We start from the raw sequence: 15,681 nt of genomic DNA, 5'->3' as shown, positions 1-15,681 counted from the left end.
TGAGGCGCGCCTTCGCCCGGCGCGCTTTTTCTCTGGCGCCGCTGGTTATGGCGAGATACTCGCCAGTGCGCATAAGCCGTGTTCGTCATTCCAAGTCGTCTGCAGCAGGTCGTCTATGTTGGTCTTACTCTCCCCCTCCAAATCCCTGGATTTCGAATCGCCGGTGCCCGTCTCCGAGCATAGCGAGCCGCCTTTTCTCGACGATTCTCAAACGCTTATCGAGAGGCTGCGCGAGCTCTCGCGTGCCGATCTCGAAGATCTGATGGGAATTAGCTCGAAGCTTGCGGATCTCAACTACGATCGTTACCGCGACTTCGAGCTGCCCTTCAGCCCGGAGAACGCCCGTCAGGCGCTCTGGGCCTTTACCGGCGACGTCTACACCGACTTCCAGCTCGACGCCTACACCGACGACGATGTGGCCTTCGCCCAGGAGCATATCCGCATCCTCTCGGGGCTCTATGGTGTGCTGCGTCCGCTGGACCTGATGCAGCCCTACCGTCTGGAAATGGGCACTCGCCTTGAGAACGCCCGGGGCAAGAACCTCTACGACTTCTGGGGACAGAGGATCACCGACGTGCTCAACGAAAAGCTCGCCGAGCAGGAGCGTCAGGTGGTGATCAACCTGGCGTCCAACGAGTACTTTAAGTCCGTGGACAAGAAATCGCTCAAAGGGAAGCTGATTACCCCGGTGTTTCGCGATCGGAAGGGCGACACATACAAGATCGTCGCGTTCTGGGCGAAGCGTGCCCGCGGCATGATGGCCGACTATATCGTGCGCGAGCGCATCACCGACCCCGAGCGGCTTAAGGGCTTCACCGGCGGTGGCTACTACTTCAGCGACGAGCGCTCCAGCGAGCGCGAGTACGTCTTTTTGCGTGAGCCGCAGGAGCCATAAGACGGGCAGCGGCTTTCAGCGTCGGGAGGAGAGAGGCCTGTGCTGAAGGCGGAGAAGTTGGCCGTTGATGCGGGTCAGCGCGCTGAGCCACCTGCAAAAAAGAAGCGCTCGCCAGGACCTGGCGAGCGCTTCTTTTTTGCAGAGGCTTGAATCGCGGTATGCGAGCTCGGCCCACGGTAATTGTACGTTGGGCCTGATGCTACGACGCTGTGAAAAGAGCCCTGCCGCCGCGTCTGCGAGAGGTCTACGCCGCGCACCCGGGAGGTGCGCGGAGTGAGCGCTGGCAGTGCGGGGTTGCGCCGTGATCCAGCGTCGCTCAGGACTTCTTACGAGCCTTGAGCAGATCACCCAGCGTGCCCATGCCGCCGCCCGAGGAGAGGCTATCGTCCTTGTAACTGGTGGGGGCGGCTTTGGAGGGATCGGCCTGCTCGGCGATGGTCTCGGCGTCTTTGAGGCTCAGCGCCATGCGGCGACGCTCGGGCTCGATGTTGAGCACGCGGGCTTTGACCTCCTGACCGGCGGTGAACTGGCGATGGGGCGTCGAGTCGCTGGAGAGGTTCATCTCGCTGCGGGGTAGAAGCGCAGTGATACCGCCGCCGAGCTCAATGAAGGCACCGAAATCTTCGACTTTGGCCACATGTCCGCTGACCTCCAGGCCGATGGCGAAGCGCTCGGAGATGTTGGCCCAGGGATCGCCCTCGGCGGCCTTCATGCTCAGGCCGATGCGGCGGCGCAGAAGGTCGATATCCTGCACCTCCACCGAGACTTCTTCGCCCACGGAGACCACGTCGGCGGGGTTGGCCACGTGGCGCTCCCAGCTCATCTGGGAGACGTGCACCAGGCCCTCAACACCCGGGGTCAGCTCCACGAAGGCACCAAAGGGAGCCAGACGCACCACGCGGCCGAGCACGCGGGTTCCCACGGCGAATTTTTCGTTTACCTCCAGCCACGGATCCTGCTCGGTGGCCTTCATGCTCAGGCCGATGCGGATGGGCTTGTCGCCCACCGGCTCCTCAAGGCTCAAGACCTCAACCTTAACCTCCTGGCCGACTTTGACCAGGTCGGTGGGGTGGTCGAAGAAGGTGTGGCTGAGCTCGGAGACGTGCACCAGACCCTCGACGCCGCCGATGTCGACAAAGGCGCCAAAATCGGCCACCCGCGTGATGACGCCCTCGATGACCTGACCGACGTCCAGGGTTTTGAGGGTTTGCTCGCGGGCCTCTTTCTGCTGCTCTTCGAGAAGGGCACGGCGGCTCACCACGACGGTGCGGCCGCCGTCGCGAACTTCCTGGACCTTAAACTGGTAGGTCTGACCGACGTGGGCGTCGGGCTCTTCGGTGAACCCGAGCTCGATCTGGCTGATGGGGCAGAACGCCTCCACGCCGGAGAGATCGATTTCAAAGCCGCCCTTGTTGGTGCCAGTGACTTTGCCGCTGATGGGGAGCCCGGTGTCGTGGGCGGTTTCGACAGCGGCCAGGCCCTGGCGGCCGGCACCGAGTTCTTTGCCGAGCTGGATGCCGCCCTTAAAGCCGAGCACGTAGAAGGAGTAGGTCTGGCCGGGCTCAAGCGTGACGTTGCCTTCTTCGTCTTCGTAGGCGGCGCGATCGGCGACGCCTTCCTGGTTGGCGCCGATCTGCACGAAGATCGCCGCGGTGCCCACCGAGATGACCTTGCCCTCGACCTGGTCGCCCATGTCGAAGCGCTGGCGGGAGGGAGCGGCGGCCTCATGGCTCTCGAACATGGCGGCAAAGTCGTCCATGGTGGCCGAGGTGTCCCCGAACTTCATGCCGGCGCTCGATTCTTCTTTTTTCGACTCGGCTGCGGGCGCATCTTTTTTGGGAGCCTCTTTCTTCGGTGCATTGGGCGCGGTGGGGGGCCTGGGGGCGCGGATGACTTCGACTTTCTCGTCGGGCTTCACACCTTGAGCGCTGGCTTCGCCTTCGGTTTTTTTCTTGCGGGGGCGAGGAGGCACGGGCTGGGTCTTGTCGTCTTTGGAGGCCATGTCGGTTGCCTTGGAGAGAGGTGAGGCTGAAGTCCTCGGGGGAGGTACGATGTGGCGAGCTCCCCGCGAAGCTAAGAGCGAAGACGTGGGGTAACTTAGCGGCGAAGGCCGGTGGCGCGGCGAACTCGCACCATGACCTCTTCGACGATGGGGCGGACTTTTTCGGCGCCCTCATCGAGGATCTGATCGAGGTAGTCGCGGTCGTCGATGATCGCCTCATAGCGCTCGCGGAAGGGGGCGAAGTGGGCGTCCATCTTCTCAAAGAGGGCCTGCTTGGCGTGGCCGTAGCCATAGCCACCGGCGCGGTAATTCTCTTCCATCTCGGCGAGCTCGTCTTTGGAGGCGAAGAGCTTGTAGAGGGTGACGATGTTGCAGGTCGAGGGATCTTTGGGGTCGTCAAGACCCTTCGAGTCTGTCTCGATCTTCATGATCTGTTTGCGCAGCTTTTTGGGCGGCAGGAGCGGCTCGATGATGTTGCCGTAGCTCTTGCTCATCTTTCTGCCGTCGAGGCCGGGGACGGTGGCCACGTCTTCACGCACCCGGGCCTCGGGCAGCTTGAGGAAATCCCCGCCGAAGGCCGAGTTGAACTTCTGGGCCATGTCGCGGGTCATCTCGATGTGCTGGATCTGGTCGGCGCCTACCGGGACGACGTCGGAGTCGTAGATGAGGATATCGCTGGCCATGAGCACCGGGTAGGTGAACACGCCGTGGTTGATGTCCTTCTCGATGCCCTGGTCTTTTGCAGCCTTATAGGCATGGGCGCGCTCCAGCAGGCCCATATGCGTGACGCAGCTTAAGAGCCAGGTCAGCTCGGTGACCTCCGGGATGTCCGACTGGCGGAAGAAGGCCGCGCGGGCCGGGTCGAGACCAAAGGCCAGAAAGTAGGCGGTGATCTGGTAGACCGATTGGCGCAGGGCCTCGGGGTCACGCACCGAGGTCAGGGCGTGGTAGTCGGCCACAAAGTAGAAGGCCTCATAGTCCTCCTGGAGATCGATGGCCGGGCGGATCATGCCCAGGTAGTTGCCCAGGTGGGGAAAGCCCGTGGGCTTGATGCCCGAGAGGCTGCGGCGTGGTCCGGCCGGGACGACTTTTGCTTGGTTTTCAGAGGTCATAGATCGCGAGCGCTTGAAGAGCGTTACGCGCGGGTGATGCGCCAGCTCTGGTGGGGTTTGGAGTGTTGGAAGTCGTGAGGGATGGTCTTCTGGGTGAGCTCCTCGATGACGGCACCGTGGAGCTGACTGGATTGCAGCTTAAAGTTTCGAAAGTTCGTCGAGAAGTAAAGGGCACCGCCGGGTTTGAGCAGGCCCAGCGAGGTGTTGATAAGCCAGGGGTGGTCGCGCTGGATCTCCAGCGTGTCATCCATCTTCTTGGAGTTGGAGAAGGTGGGCGGGTCGAGCACGATCAGGTCATAGTGCTCTCGGGCGCGGTCCGGGCTTGCCAGGTATTGCAGGATGTCGGCGCGCTCAAAGCGGTTTCCGCGCAGGCTCATCTGGTTGAGCGCGAGGTTCTCCCGGGCCCAGCGTAAATAGGTGTTGCTCATGTCGACGGTGACGGTCTTTCGAGCGCCGCCGGCGATCGCGTGCACGGTAAAGGCGCCGGTGTAGGCGAAGAGGTTGAGCACGCTCTTGCCCTGCGACTCCTCGCGGACCATCTGGCGGGTGATGCGGTGGTCTAAGAATAGGCCGGTGTCGAGGTAGTCGGAGAGGTTGACCTTGAATTTGAGGCCATCCTCGTGAACGGCGATCTCGCTGCGCTCGTGGGCAAATTTCGAGTACTGCCAGGAGCCCTTCTGGCGGCGGCGCGTCTTTACAAAAAGCTTCTCAGCCGGGACGTCGAGCTGGGTCATTAAGACCTCAAGCATCGCGTCGAGCCAGGCTTCGTTGTCCATATCGCGGAACTTGCGCCGGGCCATAAGCGCCACGTGCAAATAGCCCTCGTACCAGTCAACGAGCAGCGGGATCTCGGGGATGTCGGCGTCGTAAATGCGGTAGCAGCTCTGGTTGAGGCGTTGGGCGGCGTTCTCGATGCGGCTGATGTTCTTCTGGAGACGGTTCTCGAACATCGCCGCCTGTTCGGCGTAGGGCATCTTCGGGGGGCCTGCGGGGGGAGAGAGGAGCGGGGAGAAGGGTGAGGCTGAATGAGCCTGTCGCGAGCGCTGCTCAGAAGAGCTCGCGGGTTTTCTCCTCGACCATGCCGGTGGAGTCGTAGATGCGCGAACGGATGGCTGACTTCGAGAGGATGTGCGCGCTGACCGGGGCGGTAATAAAGAGGAAGAGGGTGATGAGGATCTCGTGCAGCGTCAGGCTACCTTTGGTGACGCTGAAGTAGATCATCGAGCCCACCAGCATCGCGCCCAGCCCCAGGGTGGTCGCTTTGGTGGGACCATGCAGGCGCATGTAGAAATCGGGCAACTTCGCCAGGCCCAGCGAGCCGATAAAGGCAAATACGGCCCCGAAGATGAGCAGGGCGGCAATGATGCTTTGAAGGTAAAGAGGAAGCTCTTCCATGATGGTCTCAAAAGGCTTCGGATGACGCGGACTGAAACGCGGTTCATCCGGTGGAGGTTCACTCGATGAGGTCGCCGCGCAGCAGGAAGCGGGAGATGCCTACGGTGCCGACAAAGCCCATCATGGCGATGAGCAGGGCTGCTTCGAAGAAGAGGTCCGTCGACCACCAGATCCCTGCCAGGAGCAGGAGTGCGATGGCGTTGATGTTCATCGTGTCCAGGGCCACAACGCGGTCGAGCACATCCGGGCCCTGAAAGAGGCGGTAGGCGTTGAGAAGAATGGCCGCTGAGACGATGCCGAAGGCGGTAGCGATGGCGTAGGTCAGGATCATTGGAAGGCCTCCAAGAGCGGTGCCTCGTAACGGGCCTTCATCAGCTGAATCTCGGCGTCGGGGTCATCGGAGGTCAGCGCATGAACCAGCAACGTCTTGCGGTCGCCGCTCAAGTTCGATGAGACCGTACCGGGGGTCAGCGAGATGGTGGCCGCGAAGATCGTGATGGCATAAGGGTTGGTCAGCTTCACCGGCACCTCCAGGAAGGTGGGCTTGAGCTTGCGGCTTGAGCCCAGAATCAGCCGCGCCACGACGAGGTTGGCGACGAGGATATCCCACATCACGATGACGACGTACTGAATCAGGGGGCGGAGCCGACGCACCTTCGGGAAGGAATCGGTAAAGCGGTAGGTGAGCGCGGGGAGCACCAGCGCCAGGACCACCCCACCGATGATCGTGGAGAGCTCGAGCTTGCCCTGAGCCAGAAGCCAGACCGCCAGCAACACCAGGCTGAAGAGGGGCTGTGGCAGAACGCGTTGTCGAATGCTGATCACGTCAGTGGTCCTTGTTGCTGAGGTCATCGCTCATGCCTGTGTCGGGGAAGAAGGCCGGTTGGACCATCACCGCGTCAATGTACTGCTGCGGGTCGAGCAGCTGGGCGGCGGCCGCGTCGGTGTACCTGGTGACGGGGCCGGCGAAGACGGAGTAGGCCGCCAGGATGGCCAGGATGGCGACCAGGGGGGCGGCCTGTAGAGTGGTGGTACGCTCGACCTGATCGGCGCGCTCGGCGGAGATCTCGGTGCCTTTCCAGAAGACCTGCGTGCCGACGCGGCTCAGGGCAACAAGGCCCAGAAGGCTTGTAAAGAGGATCACCGCCCACATCCAGAAGCCGCCGGGCTCGCCGATGGCGGCCTGAAGCATCAGGAGCTTGCCGAGAAAGCCGCTGAAGGGCGGAAGGCCTGCGGCGGCCACCGCAGCGCCGAAGAAGATCAGTCCGAGCAGGGTGGGCTGAGTCAGCTTCCAGCCGATGCGGATCTCGTCGGTGAAAGGACCGCGCTGGGCGGAAACGCGCTCAATGAGCAAAAAGAAGAGCGCCATGATCAGCGTCGAGTGCACCAGATAGTAGAGCGCGCCGGAGATGCTGGCCTGGGTAAAGAGGCCGATGCTGGCCAGCATGGTGCCCAGCGAGGCGATGATGAGGTAGCCCGTCATGTGGCGCAGCCTGTGGCTGCCCATCGCGCCGACCATTCCGAAGAAGAGGGTCATCAGCGCCAGCGGGAAGAGGTAAGGCGCGATGAGATCGGCACCGACGCCGGCCTCCGGCCCGAAAATCAGCGTGGAGGTACGCAGAATGGCGTAGACCCCCACCTTGGTCAGCACGGCAAAGAGCGCGGCCACCGGCGCGGTCGCCGCGCCGTAGACACCGGGCAACCAGAGGTAGAGGGGAAGCAGCGCGGCTTTCAGCGCGAAGACCACCATCAAAACCAGCGCACCGGCCTGCAAAATCGCCTGATCTTCGGGGCCCAACGCTGCGACCTGAATCGCCATATCAGCCATGTTCAGCGTGCCGGTGATCCCGTAGAGCGTGCTCACGCCGATCAGAAAGAGCGCCGAGCCCACCAGGTTCAGGATCACGTAATGGATGCCCGCCTTCAGCCGCTTCTTGCCGCCGGAGTAGACCAGCAGGTTGTAGGAGGCCAGAAGCAGGATCTCGAAGAAGACAAAGAGGTTGAAGATATCGCCGGTTAAAAACGCCCCGCAAATCCCCAGCACCTGAAACTGAAAGAGGAAGTGGAAGTAGGGCCCGCGCTTATCGGAGCCCTGGGAGGCATAGGCCAGCACGCAGAGGGCGACCACGCTGGTCAGCGCGACCATCATCGCTGAGAGTCGGTCGACGACAACCACAATCCCAAAAGGCGCCGACCAGCTGCCCATCGCGTAGCTGAAGATCTCGCCGGACATCGTCTGGCTGACCATGAAGAAGCCGGTGGCCATAAGGGCCAGGGAGGCGGTCAGCGAGAGGGTGCGCTGAATGGCGATCTTTGAGGCCGGGATCAGCGCGCAGACAAGCGCGGTGAGCATCGGCAGCAGGATAGGTATGACGATCCAGTTGTTCACCGGCTCTGCTCCTTCGCGTCGAGATGATCGGTGCCAAGCTCCACATAACCGCTGATGGCCAGGACCAGGATAAAGGCCGTCATGGCAAAGCCGATGACGATCGCCGTGAGAATCAGGGCCTGAGGCAGCGGATCGGCGTAGGCCTCAAGGGGCACGCCTTTTTGCAAGACCGGGGGCATCCCGGAGGTCAGTCGCCCGGTGGAGAAGATGTAGAGGTTGGCGGCGTACGAAAAGAGTGCCAGGCCGATGATGACCGGGAAGGTGCGCGCGCGCAGCACCAGGTAGAACCCACAGGCCACCAGAACGGCGATGGCAGAGGCTATCAGGGCTTCCATGGATTGGTCTCCTTGCTGTGGGCGAGGGTCTCGGCCGATGCCGGGCGGCTCAACACACCCAGGCTTGTGAGGATGGTCATCATCGCGCCTACCACGCCCAAAAAGACGCCCAGGTCGAAGTAGAGGGTCATCACGGTGCCCGGCTCACCCAGGGGAACGAGCATGGTCATCATGGGTTTGCCCAGCGCAAGCGAGGTTGCCCCGGAGAGCACCGCAATGGTCACGCCGACAATCGCCATGATTCGGAAATTGACGGGCATGCGCTCCGAGGACCACTGCTGGCCACTGGCCATGTACTGGATGATCAACGCAACGGTGGCGACCAGGCCGGCGATAAAGCCGCCGCCGGGCAGGTAGTGACCGCGCATGAAGATGTAGACTGCCATCACCAGAATCAGGCTGAGCAGGGGGCGCGTGGCCGAGGTGAGCATCACCGGGTAACGATCGAGCACGCGGCGGGTCACCCCGTGGATATGCTCCGGGTTGAGGCGAGCGAGCAGGGCGAAGATGCCTAAGCCCGCCATCGCGAGCACGGCCACCTCTCCCATGGTGTCGAAGCCGCGGATGTCGACCAGCGTGACGTTGACGACGTTGGTGCCGCCGCCCACCGGGTAATAGGCCTTCTCCAGGTGGGTCATGCTGATGGAGTCCTGGGGACGGGTCATCACCATGTAGCTCATCCAGCCGGTGCCCAGGCCTGCGACGGTGGCGAGGATGCCGTCGCGAACTTTACGAAGGCTAAAACCACCCTCGCTGGGCGTCTCTTTGGGCAGCACGTAGAGGGCAAGCAGCAGAAGGAGAATCGTGACGACCTCGACCGAGAGCTGGGTCAGCGCGAGGTCGGGTGCGGAGAATTTGACGAAGCTCAGGCTCACCACCAGGCCGACCACCGAGAGGGTAACAATCGCGGTGAGGCGGCGCTTGTGGTTGGCAACCACGCCAAGGCAGGCGGCCACAAAGATGCCGAAGATCACGATGGTCACCGGCTCAAGCTCGGTGGCCGGGAGGTTGCCCGGGGCAAAGTCAAAGAGGAAGAAGGGCAGCGCGCCGGCGGCGACCACAAAGGCGATGAGCAGCATCACGTAGCGCTGCAACGAGCCATTCTCCAGGGAGGCCGTGGTGGCGCGGGTGGCGTCGACAACACGCTCGACCAGGCCTTCGAAGACGAGTTTGCCGCGGAGGTTGGGCCAGTAGCGCTCGGCAAGGGCGAAGAGCTTAAAGCGCAGGGTGAAGAAGGCCACACCGCCGAAGATGGCGATGAGGCTCATGACGACGGCGGCGTTGAAGCCGTGCCAGAGGGAGAGGTGCTCGTATCCCTCGGGCATCACCCCGCCGATGGTGGCCAGGGCGGCGGCGTTGACGATGGGCTCGGCGATGCTCGGGTAGACGCCGACCACCAGGCAGATGGTCACCAGAAGCGCCACCGGAAGCCACATGCCAAAGGGCGGGTCATGAGGTTTGGCCGGCGTCTCGCCCACCTCACCAAAGAAGGTGTCGATGACCAGGCGCACCGAGTAGGCCATCGAGAGCAGACCGGCCACCGTCACGATCACCGGCACCACCCAGTCCTGCTCAATGAAGGGCAGCTTCCACGACTCGTAGAAGAACATCTCTTTGGAGATGAACCCGTTGAAGCCGGGGATGCCCGCCATCGCCGCGGCGCCCAGGGTGGCAAGCGTGGCGGTGATGGGCATGGCGTGACGAAGTCCGCCCAGGATGCGCATGTCGCGGGTGCCCGTCTCGTGGTCGACGATGCCCACGCTCATAAAGAGTGAGGCTTTAAAGGCGGCGTGGTTGAGGATGTGGAAGACGCCAACGAGCGCGGCCATCGGGGTGCCAAAGCCAAAGAGCACCGTGATGAGGCCCAGGTGGCTGATGGTCGAGTAGGCCAGAAGGCCTTTGAGGTCGTGTTTGAAGAGAGCGACGTAGGCCGCAAAGGTCAGGGTCACCAGGCCGGCACCGGTGACGATAAAGAACCACTCCGGCGTGCCGCTCAGCGCCGGGTGCATGCGCGCCAGCAAAAAGACGCCGGCTTTGACCATGGTGGCCGAGTGCAGGTAGGCGCTGACCGGCGTCGGCGCGGTCATGGCGTTGGGAAGCCAGAAGTGGAAGGGGAACTGCGCGCTCTTGGTGAACGCCCCCATCAACACAAGGATCAACGCCGGCACGTAGAGGTCATGGCCCTGGATAAGCGCGCCGTTGGCAAGAATGGCGCTGAGCTCGTAGCTGCCCACGATATGGCCGACGAGCAGCAGGCCGGCAAAGAGCAGCAGGCCGCCCATCCCCGTGATCGCCAGTGCCATACGCGCACCCTGACGCGCCAGGGGCACGTGGGTCCAGTAGGCGATGAGCAAGAAGCTGCTCAGGCTTGTGATCTCCCAGAAGAACGCCAGCAGGAGCACGTTTTCGGCCAGCACCACCCCGAGCATCGCGCCCATAAAGGCCAGGAGCGCGCCGAAGAAGCGCCCGCGCGGATCGGAGTCGCTCAGGTAGAAGTGCGCGTAGAGCACGACCAGTGTGCCGATGCCCAAGATCAGGATGGCGAAGAGCATCCCCAGGCCATCGACCCGAAACGAGAGGTTCATCCCCAGCGTTTCAATCCAGGGCCAGCTCGCCACAAAGACCTCGCCGGCGAAGACATCGCTGGCCAGACTCAATAAGAGCCCAAACGAGAGGGTCGTGGGGATCAGCGCACCGACGGTGGCGGCGGTGTGGCTGTGGCGGGCCAGAATGATCGGAAGGATCAGGCCGACGAAGGGCAACAAGACGATGAGCAACGGCGTCATGACATCTCGGATCGTTTCAGTAGGCGGGCACGCTCAGGTGGTGGCACCTGGCGGGCTTTCGCCCGGGAATGGCGCGAAATATGCCAGATGGCCCCGACCCCGACAAGGCGATTCGGGCGAGCGTTCAAGGCCGAAACATAGGGCCAGGGGTCGCGTTAGCGGTTTTTGCACCGCGCCTATAAAGAGGTGGGATCAGTTGCAGATAGGGGTGCTGAAACGTCCGGCAACATCGCTGGAGGGGCCCACCGCGTTGATCGAGCCTTCGATGACCTGATCGAAGTCGGTATCCAGACGATCGATGGTCACGCTCCCTGCGGACGCGCTCTCGGTGAAGGTGGTGCCATCTTCGACGAGGTTGAAGCTGACGTTGCCCGCAGCGCTCAGCGTGCCGGCGGTGGTTACCTGGCCGACGACCACCGTCAGGTAGTTGCCCGGCGGGGTGGAGGTGCAGCTGTAGGAGGCCTTGTCGGAGAAGGTCAGAAAGTAGGTGCCATCGCTGCTGACCTCGGCCGTGGAGCTGAGGGCGCTGAAGCTCTCGCCATAGACTGTACCCGAGATCGAGGTGCCGGGCAGCGCGTCGAGCAGCTCGCCGCAGCCGCTGGTGATAAGCAGCAGGGTGGTCAGAGCGAGGAGGCGAAGCAAAAGGAGCGGATGCGTGGGTGTCATAGGGATCTTCGACAAAGAGGGTCTGCAAAGTCGGCGCGGGCTGCGGCCGCGCGCATCTTAGGGGAGGGGGCTGCCGGGCGCAAACCGGTGTATGTAACGGTATGAGCAGCGCCTCAGGGCTCAGTGAGTGGGGCGGTCGCCGGAGTGGTTTCGACAAAGGCAAAGCCACTCTCCAGACGCACGTGGATGCCGGTGGCAAGCCAACCCTCCTCGTTGCGCTCGCGGGGGCCTGGGCCTCCCCAGTAGCCATCGAAGAGGGTTTCACCTCGAAGCCACAGCTCGCCGACTTCGCCCTGGCGGGCGTGGGCCTGGCGGGTGGCGATGCCCTCGATGGGGCGTCCGGCCGAGCCCTGGCGAGCGGCCTCGGGATGCTCCAGATGGGAGACGCCGGCCTCCGGGAGCGCCAGGTAGCCCAGCAGGTGGGTGCCGGCGCGCTCCAGAATCTGGCGCCAGGTCGGATCGGCCTGGCCCTCGGGCACGTAGATGGCGCGCAGCCTGCCTCCGAGCTCCGATCGGATCGGCGCGTAGAGCAGTCGGTCGGTGGCCTTCTCACCCAGCCCCCCGAGCAGGCGCCCCAGAGGCGCGCGCGATGGCGAGGCGTCGTCCTGCGCTGGCCCGGAGAGCTGCTTGAGAATCTCCGGGGCGGCCTCCAGACGCTCCTGCCAGCGGGTGGCCAGAGACTCCAGGAAGGCCGGCCCGCACAGAAGGTGGGTGGGCTGAAGCGTGCGCAGATGCTCGTGAAGCTGGCGCGCCGACTCGGCCACGGCCAGCTCCTTTCCGGCGTAGAGCACGCTCATCGTGAGCAAAAACGAGCCCGGCCAGCCATACGAGAGCAGCGCGCCCAGGCGCACTGGCTCCTCGGTGTTCAGATGCATCTGGTGGGCGATGCGCTCAAGCATCAAGAGCACCTTCTCGCCAGAGAAGTATGCGCCGCGCATCGTCTCAGACGGGGTGGCGTCGTAGAGGATGAGCGAGAGGGCGTCGGCCTCCTGCGCAAACATACGCTCGGCCAGCAGGTTGAGGCCGCCGCGGCGCAGACGATCGCGCCCCCGCTCCGAGAGCGCCTCAACGCCCAGGCAGGCCTCAGCGTCGGCTGAACCTTCGGTGAGCACAAACTTTAAGTCGGCGGGAAGTTGGCCTCCCGGGCCCCTCAAACGCTGGCGCTCCGCCTCATCGCTGACCACGACCACCGAGCATCCTGAGCGGGCCAGCGCCCGCAGCGTGTCGCGGCGCTCCTGGCCCGGCAAGAGCGGCACCACGCACCCGCCCACAAGCCAGCCTGCCACCATCAGATCGAGCAAGGCCGCGCTGTTCGGCGCTGCATATCCGATGCGCTCGCCAGGGGTTACCCCCCAGTCCACAAGCCCCATCGCCAGGCGCTGCACCCCGCGCGTCCACTCCCAGTAGGTGGGCTGGTGCAGGGTGCCCTCGGCGTCGCGTAGGTTCAGCGCGGGGGCCTCTTTGGCCTCTTGAAAGCGCTTCCAGAGTTCGGTGGGCAAGTTGCGTTTCGACATCGTATCCCCGGGGCTTAGCGGGTGGTTGGCGGTGTCCGTGTGCCGGATCGCGCAAAGCGCTCACCGGTGAATTCACTTTCGCTGCGCGAGGATGGTTGACAAAGTACGCGCGCGCAACATTCTGGGGCCAGATCCCTGACGTTCACCCCGGCGAGGTTATGACAGATAAGAAGAGCTCGAAAGCGCCGCGCCCGATCATCGGGTGGCGCGAGTGGGTGGGATTGCCCGAGTTGGGGCTGGGGCGCATCAAGGCCAAGATCGACACCGGCGCGCGAACCTCGGCTCTGCACGCCGAAAACATCGAACTCTTTGAGCTTGAGGATGACGAGCTCTGGGTGCGCTTTGAGGTGCGTCCGCACCAACGCAGCGCTCGTGATGGAGCGGTCGCCGAGTATCCCGTCTACGATCGGCGGGTGGTCCGCAGTTCTTCGGGGCACGAGGAGTTTCGTGTGGTGATTCGCCCGGTGGTCGAAGTGCTGGGCCAGCGCTACGCCATTGAGCTGACGCTGACCAATCGCAAAGATATGGGTTTTCGCATGCTGCTCGGGCGTCACGCTGTCCGGGGGCGTTTTCTGGTCGATCCGGCCGCATCTTTTCTGGGGGGCACCACCCCCCGGCGCTGACCTTGTTCTCTTCGCCGCTCGCCAGGTGAGCGGCGCAACCCCTTAAGGTATTCTGGAGCACCACCCCATGAAGATCGCCATCCTCTCGCGCAAAAGCTCGCTCTACTCCACCCGTCGTCTGCGCGAGGCCGCCATGGAGCGGGGCCACGAAGTGCAGATCGTCGACTACCTGCGCTGCTTTATGGATATTACCTCCAAACGCCCGCGGGTGATGCTCGCCGGCGAGGAGATTAAAGATGTGGAGGCGATCGTCCCGCGCATCGGGGCGACCTATACTTTTTACGGGCTCTCGGTGGTGCGCCAGTTCGAGATGATGGGGGTGTTTTCGGCGAATACCTCCCAGGGGATCTCGCGCTCGCGCGACAAACTGCGGGCGATGCAGCTGCTGGCGCGCGCCGGGGTGGGGATGCCGGTGACGGGTTTTCTGCACTCGACCAAGGATGTCGATGGCGTCATCGATACCGTTGGCGGCGCGCCGCTGGTGATCAAGCTGCTGGAGGGCACCCAGGGCATCGGGGTGGTGCTGGCCGAGACGCGTAAGGCAGCGCAGTCGGTGATCGAGGCCTTTCGAGGGCTCGACGCCAATATTCTGCTCCAGGAGTACATCGCCGAGTCGGCCGGAGCCGATATTCGCGCGTTTGTGGTCGGCGATGAGGTGGTCGCGGCGATGAAGCGCCAGGCCCAGCCCGGGGAGTTTCGCTCCAACCTCCACCGCGGCGGCTATGCCACGGTGGCCGAGCTCAGCGATGAGGAGCGCGAGACGGCGATCCTGGCGGCGCAGACCATGGGGCTGAGCGTGGCCGGTGTCGATCTTCTGCGCTCCAGCCGCGGGCCCATGGTCATTGAGGTCAACTCCTCGCCGGGGCTTGAGGGCATTGAGCAGACCACCGGCATTGATGTCGCCGGTCATATCGTCTCCTTCATTGAGGAGAACGTCTCCCGAGGAGCTGCCCGTGACACGATCCATTTCTGAAGGTGAGCTGGCCATGGCGGGGCCGAAGGTGCGCCGCGCGCTGGTCGTCAACGGGGTGAGCGTGGAGCCCGGGGAGCGGCGCCGGGTGGAGATTCCGGTAGGGGGGCTTCCCACCCAGACGCCGCTGGCCCTGCCCGTGGAGATCGTGCGCGGGGTGGAGCCCGGCCCGCGCGTCTGGGTGAGCGCGGCCTTGCACGGCGACGAGGTCAACGGGGTGGAGATTGTACGCGCGCTCCTCAATGAGCTCGATCCGAAGCAGATGTGTGGTGCGGTCATTGCGGTGCCCATCGTCAATGTGTTTGGCTTTATCAATCAGTCCCGTTACCTGCCGGACCGGCGAGATCTCAACCGCAGCTTCCCGGGCAGCAAAAAGGGCAGCCTGGCCGGACGTCTGGCGCGTCTGTTTCTCGATGAGATCGTGGGATGCTGCACTCACGGCATCGATCTGCATACGGCGGCGGTGGGGCGTTACAACTTCCCGCATGTGCGCGGCGACTTGAGCGACGCCCCCACCCGCCAGCTTTTGGAGGCCTTCGGAGCCGACGTCATGATGGATGCCGCGCCCCCCCGAGGCTCGTTGCGCCAGACGGCGGCCAGGAAAAAGATCCCCATTGTGCTCTTTGAAGGTGGAGAGGCGCTGCGCTTTGACCGCCCGGTGGTGGAAGTGGGGCTTGCGGGCACCAAACGCGTGCTGGAGGCCCTGGGGGTCACCACCTTTAAGGATGCCGGAGAGCCGGGAGCCAGGCGCGAGAGCTCCCAGACGAGCTGGGTGCGCGCGCGTCGCGCCGGCATCCTGCGTGTGGAGGTCGAGAGCGGAGCTTTTGTGAAAAAAGGCCAGCGTCTGGGCACCGTGGGCGATGCCTTTGATACCAGCGCTGCACCTCTGAAGGCGCCTTTTGATGGCATTGTGCTCTCGCATGTGACTCACCCCCTGGTGCATCAGGGCGAGGCGATGTTTCACGTGGCCAAACTCGGAGAGTAAGGCGGCGAA

15 protein-coding genes are annotated in these 15,681 nt (G+C 63.6%); 4 read left to right on the top strand and 11 right to left on the bottom strand.

Going from position 1 to position 15,681, the window contains the following annotated elements; genetic code table 11:
- Nucleotides 1–115: 115 nt before the first annotated feature.
- Nucleotides 116–895 (top strand): peroxide stress protein YaaA, encoded by a 780-nt coding sequence (gene yaaA, locus EA187_RS13400; RefSeq protein WP_127780584.1) that lies wholly within the window; start codon nt 116–118, stop codon nt 893–895.
- A 316-nt stretch (nt 896–1,211) separates the two neighbouring features.
- Here yaaA and EA187_RS13395 read toward each other — a convergent pair whose 3' ends face one another.
- The 11 genes from EA187_RS13395 to EA187_RS13345 form a co-directional block, all read right to left on the bottom strand.
- Nucleotides 1,212–2,897 (bottom strand): S1 RNA-binding domain-containing protein, encoded by a 1,686-nt coding sequence (locus EA187_RS13395; protein WP_127780583.1) that lies wholly within the window; start codon nt 2,895–2,897, stop codon nt 1,212–1,214.
- A 95-nt stretch (nt 2,898–2,992) separates the two neighbouring features.
- Nucleotides 2,993–4,009 carry a tryptophan--tRNA ligase gene (gene trpS, locus EA187_RS13390; protein ID WP_115605508.1) on the bottom strand — a complete coding sequence of 339 codons (1,017 nt, stop codon included), beginning with the start codon at nt 4,007–4,009 and terminating at the stop codon, nt 2,993–2,995.
- Nucleotides 4,010–4,032: 23 nt separating this feature from the next.
- Nucleotides 4,033–4,983 carry a class I SAM-dependent methyltransferase gene (locus EA187_RS13385; RefSeq protein WP_206524349.1) on the bottom strand — a complete coding sequence of 317 codons (951 nt, stop codon included), beginning with the start codon at nt 4,981–4,983 and terminating at the stop codon, nt 4,033–4,035.
- Between the two features lie 73 nt (nt 4,984–5,056).
- Nucleotides 5,057–5,404, bottom strand: coding sequence for a Na+/H+ antiporter subunit G (locus EA187_RS13380; RefSeq protein WP_115605507.1), 348 nt, complete (start codon nt 5,402–5,404; stop codon nt 5,057–5,059).
- 58 nt (nt 5,405–5,462) lie between these two features.
- Nucleotides 5,463–5,732, bottom strand: a complete 270-nt coding sequence (locus EA187_RS13375; RefSeq protein WP_430687899.1) for a K+/H+ antiporter subunit F — start codon at nt 5,730–5,732, stop codon at nt 5,463–5,465.
- A complete protein-coding gene (locus tag EA187_RS13370) occupies nt 5,732–6,229 on the bottom strand; it encodes a Na+/H+ antiporter subunit E (protein WP_206524347.1) in 498 nt (165 codons plus the stop codon). Before EA187_RS13370 ends, EA187_RS13375 begins: the two co-directional genes overlap by 1 nt.
- A 1-nt stretch (nt 6,230) precedes the next feature.
- The gene (locus EA187_RS13365; protein ID WP_127780582.1) at nt 6,231–7,793 is read right to left on the bottom strand and encodes a monovalent cation/H+ antiporter subunit D; all 1,563 of its coding nucleotides are present in this window, start codon (nt 7,791–7,793) and stop codon (nt 6,231–6,233) included.
- Nucleotides 7,790–8,128 carry a Na+/H+ antiporter subunit C gene (locus EA187_RS13360; protein WP_115605499.1) on the bottom strand — a complete coding sequence of 113 codons (339 nt, stop codon included), beginning with the start codon at nt 8,126–8,128 and terminating at the stop codon, nt 7,790–7,792. Before EA187_RS13360 ends, EA187_RS13365 begins: the two co-directional genes overlap by 4 nt.
- Nucleotides 8,116–10,914, bottom strand: coding sequence for a monovalent cation/H+ antiporter subunit A (locus EA187_RS13355; protein WP_115605497.1), 2,799 nt, complete (start codon nt 10,912–10,914; stop codon nt 8,116–8,118). The genes EA187_RS13360 and EA187_RS13355 overlap by 13 nt, the downstream gene beginning before the upstream one ends.
- Nucleotides 10,915–11,106: 192 nt before the next feature.
- Nucleotides 11,107–11,580, bottom strand: a complete 474-nt coding sequence (locus EA187_RS13350) for a hypothetical protein (RefSeq protein ID WP_115605495.1) — start codon at nt 11,578–11,580, stop codon at nt 11,107–11,109.
- A gap of 113 nt (nt 11,581–11,693) precedes the next feature.
- On the bottom strand, nt 11,694–13,094 hold the full coding sequence (locus EA187_RS13345) for an AMP-binding protein (protein WP_127780581.1): 1,401 nt from the start codon (nt 13,092–13,094) through the stop codon (nt 11,694–11,696).
- Nucleotides 13,095–13,252: 158 nt separating this feature from the next.
- Between EA187_RS13345 and EA187_RS13340 the strand changes: the two genes are divergently transcribed.
- The 3 genes from EA187_RS13340 to EA187_RS13330 all read left to right on the top strand — a co-directional run bounded on the left by EA187_RS13340 (nt 13,253) and on the right by EA187_RS13330 (nt 15,672).
- Nucleotides 13,253–13,717, top strand: a complete 465-nt coding sequence (locus EA187_RS13340) for an ATP-dependent zinc protease family protein (protein WP_115605492.1) — start codon at nt 13,253–13,255, stop codon at nt 13,715–13,717.
- Nucleotides 13,718–13,784: 67 nt separating this feature from the next.
- Nucleotides 13,785–14,690 (top strand): 30S ribosomal protein S6--L-glutamate ligase, encoded by a 906-nt coding sequence (gene rimK / locus EA187_RS13335; protein WP_115605490.1) that lies wholly within the window; start codon nt 13,785–13,787, stop codon nt 14,688–14,690.
- Nucleotides 14,671–15,672 carry a succinylglutamate desuccinylase/aspartoacylase family protein gene (locus tag EA187_RS13330; RefSeq protein ID WP_206524345.1) on the top strand — a complete coding sequence of 334 codons (1,002 nt, stop codon included), beginning with the start codon at nt 14,671–14,673 and terminating at the stop codon, nt 15,670–15,672. The genes rimK and EA187_RS13330 overlap by 20 nt, the downstream gene beginning before the upstream one ends.
- The last annotated feature ends 9 nt before the right edge of the window (nt 15,673–15,681 follow it).

The sequence above is a fragment of the Lujinxingia sediminis genome (assembly GCF_004005565.1).
In the GTDB taxonomy this organism is placed as follows: Bacteria; Myxococcota_A; Bradymonadia; order Bradymonadales; family Bradymonadaceae; genus Lujinxingia; species Lujinxingia sediminis.
Note: the sequence above shows the minus strand (reverse complement) of the source record. Positions and strands in the feature narration are given on the sequence as shown.

Excerpts from the sequence above, each read along its gene's own strand:
- EA187_RS13355 (WP_115605497.1), bottom strand. The coding sequence starts at position 10,914 with ATGACGCCGTTGCTCATCGTCTTGTTGCCCTTCGTCGGCCTGATCCTT.
- EA187_RS13340 (WP_115605492.1), top strand. The coding sequence starts at position 13,253 with ATGACAGATAAGAAGAGCTCGAAAGCGCCGCGCCCGATCATCGGGTGG.
- EA187_RS13380 (WP_115605507.1), bottom strand. The coding sequence starts at position 5,404 with ATGGAAGAGCTTCCTCTTTACCTTCAAAGCATCATTGCCGCCCTGCTC.
- EA187_RS13350 (WP_115605495.1), bottom strand. The coding sequence starts at position 11,580 with ATGACACCCACGCATCCGCTCCTTTTGCTTCGCCTCCTCGCTCTGACC.
- EA187_RS13360 (WP_115605499.1), bottom strand. The coding sequence starts at position 8,128 with ATGGAAGCCCTGATAGCCTCTGCCATCGCCGTTCTGGTGGCCTGTGGG.
- EA187_RS13395 (WP_127780583.1), bottom strand. The coding sequence starts at position 2,897 with ATGGCCTCCAAAGACGACAAGACCCAGCCCGTGCCTCCTCGCCCCCGC.
- yaaA (WP_127780584.1), top strand. The coding sequence starts at position 116 with ATGTTGGTCTTACTCTCCCCCTCCAAATCCCTGGATTTCGAATCGCCG.
- rimK (WP_115605490.1), top strand. The coding sequence starts at position 13,785 with ATGAAGATCGCCATCCTCTCGCGCAAAAGCTCGCTCTACTCCACCCGT.
- trpS (WP_115605508.1), bottom strand. The coding sequence starts at position 4,009 with ATGACCTCTGAAAACCAAGCAAAAGTCGTCCCGGCCGGACCACGCCGC.
- EA187_RS13345 (WP_127780581.1), bottom strand. The coding sequence starts at position 13,094 with ATGTCGAAACGCAACTTGCCCACCGAACTCTGGAAGCGCTTTCAAGAG.
- EA187_RS13385 (WP_206524349.1), bottom strand. The coding sequence starts at position 4,983 with ATGCCCTACGCCGAACAGGCGGCGATGTTCGAGAACCGTCTCCAGAAG.